Source organism: Mycobacterium shimoidei (assembly GCF_900417275.1).
Classification (GTDB): domain Bacteria; phylum Actinomycetota; class Actinomycetes; order Mycobacteriales; family Mycobacteriaceae; genus Mycobacterium; species Mycobacterium shimoidei.
On sequence record NZ_UEGW01000003.1, the window covers coordinates 1 to 2,695 of the forward strand.

The following is a 2,695-nucleotide window of genomic DNA, read 5'->3' on the forward strand; positions in this document are numbered from 1 at the left end:
CCGGGGTGATGAAGATGGTGTTGGCGATGCGCCATCAGTTGATGCCGGCCACGTTGCATGTGGATGCGCCCAGCCCGCATGTGGATTGGTCGGCGGGGCGGGTGTCGCTGCTGACCGAGCCGCGGCCATGGCCCGACGACGACGGCCAAGTTCGACGGGCGGCAGTGTCGTCGTTCGGAATCAGCGGCACCCACGCACATGTGATTCTCGAGGCCCCGCCGCCGGTTCCGCGGGCGCCGGCCGGGCCGCCGCCGCCCCCGCCGGTGATTCCGTGGGTGGTGTCGGCGAAATCGGTTACAGCATTGGAAAAGCAAGCCGCCCGGTTGGCCGACCACGCGCGGTCCCAGGACGAACTCGACGTCACCGACGTGGGTTGGACATGGGCGGGCCGGTCGGCCTTCGAGCATCGGGCCGTTGTGGTCGGCGCCGACCGCGAGCAGTGGCTGTCGGGGCTGACAGACCTTGCCGACGGCAACCCCGCCGGCACCGTCATCCAGGGGAGCACGACGGGTGGCAAGACCGTCTTCGTCTTCCCCGGGCAAGGTTCCCAATGGCTCGGCATGGGCATGGGCCTGCACACCGCCTATCCGGTATTCGCCGAAGCGTTCAACACCGTCGTCGGCGAGCTGGACCGGCATCTGCTGCGCCCGCTGCGCGAAGTGATGTGGGGACATGACGAAAACCTGCTGAACACCACCGAATTCGCGCAGCCCGCGCTGTTCGCTGTCGAAGTGGCGCTGTTCCGGCTGCTGGAATCCTGGGGCGTGCGCCCCGATTTCGTGATGGGTCACTCGGTCGGCGAGCTGACCGCCGCGCACGTCGCGGGAGTCCTGTCGCTGGAGAACGCCGCCGTCCTGGTGGCTGCGCGCGGAAGGTTGATGCAGGCGCTGCCCGCCGGCGGCGCAATGGTCGCGGTGCAGGCAACCGAAGAGGAAGTGCTGCCGCTGCTGACCGACGATGTCGGCATCGCGGCTGTGAACGGTCCGGCCACGGTGGTGGTCTCCGGCGCCGAGGACGCGGTGACCGCCATCGCCGAGCAATTACGCGAGCACGGCCGCCGAACCCACAAGCTGGCCGTATCACATGCCTTCCACTCCCCGTTGATGGAGCCGATGATCGCCGAATTCAACACGGTTGCCGGCGAACTCGCCATCAACCAGCCCAGCATCCCGATCATCTCGAACGTGACGGGGCAGCTGGCGGCCGAGGACTTCGCCTCCGCCGACTACTGGACCCGACACATCCGGGCTGCGGTGCGGTTCGCCGACAGCGTTCGCTTCGCGCACTCGTCCGGCGCCACCCGATACCTCGAGATCGGCCCCGGCGGTGGCCTCACGGCGGCTATCGACGAGTCGCTGCCCGACGCCGACGTGGTGTCGCTGCCGGTGTTGCGCAAGGACCGGCCAGAGCCCGCCAGCCTCGTCACATCGACGGCTCAGGCCTTCGTGCGCGGCGTCACGGTCGACTGGCGAAACGTGTTGGGTTGTGGCAACTTCGTCGAACTTCCGACCTACGCGTTCGAACGGCGGCGGTTCTGGCTGTCCGGTGAAGCGTCCGCCGTGGACGCGGCTGGTTTGGGACTGACGTCAACCGAGCATCCGTTGTTGGGTGCGGTCGTCGATCTGCCGGCGTCGGGTGGGGTAGTGCTGACCGGCCGGCTCGCGCCCGCGTCGCAGCCTTGGCTGGCCGATCATGCGGTCGGCGGTGTGGTCCTGTTCCCGGGTGCCGGGTTCGTCGAACTGGTGATTCGGGCCGGCGACGAAGTCGGTTGCGGCGTCGTCGAGGAGTTGATGCTGTCCGCGCCGTTGGTGTTGCCGTCCACCGGTTCGGTCGCCGTGCAAGTCGTGGTCGGCGGTCCGCAGGAAACGGGGTCTCGTGCGGTATCGGTGTTTTCGCGCGCCCACGCCGACTCGAACTGGGTGCTCCACGCCGAAGGACAACTCCGCTCCGGAGGCGTCGAACCGGGCGCGGATCTGTCCGCGTGGCCGCCGGTCGGTGCCACACCGGTCGATGTGAGCGGTGTGTACGACGAGCTGGCCGAGCGTGGCTACCAGTACGGTCCTGCGTTCCAGGGACTCTCCGCGATGTGGCGCCGCGGCGACGAGGTATTCGCCGAAGTCACAATGCCGGCCGAGGCGCGAGCATCGGCGTCCGGGTTTGGAATGCATCCGGCGGTTCTGGATGCCACACTGCATGCGGTCATCCTGGCCACCAATACCACCAACGCCACCAACGCCGACGGCGGTGTCCTGGTGCCGTTCTCGTGGCAGGGCGTGTCGTTGCATGCTGCGGGTGCGTCGTCGGTGCGGGCGCGGATCGCGCCGACGGGCCCGTCGGCGGTGTCGATTGAGTTGGCCGATGGGTTGGGGTTGCCGGTGCTGTCGGTGTCGGCGATGGTGGCCCGCCCGGTGTCGCGGCGCCAGTTGATGGCGGCGCTGTCGGGTTCGGGTCCGGATCGGCTGTTCGAGGTGGCCTGGTCACCGGCCGGGCCGGGTGGCGGCACCGCGGGGGCCTATGAGGTGTTCGAGTCGCTGCCGGCCGGCGGCGATGCCCTGGCCGAGGTTTACCAGCGCACCCATGCGGCCTTGGCTGCTTTGCAGTCGTGGTTGTCGGAGCGTGATTCGGGGGTGTTGGTTGTCGTCACGCGTGGGGCGATGGCGTTAGGTGGGGAAGACGTCACGGATTTGGCCGGTGC

Annotated in this window: 1 protein-coding gene; it reads left to right on the forward strand. The window is 68.6% G+C overall.

The window, feature by feature from the left end; all coding sequences use genetic code 11:
- A partial coding sequence (locus MSP7336_RS23470; protein WP_113965224.1) for an acyltransferase domain-containing protein occupies positions 1 to 2,695 on the forward strand: 2,695 nt, incomplete at both ends.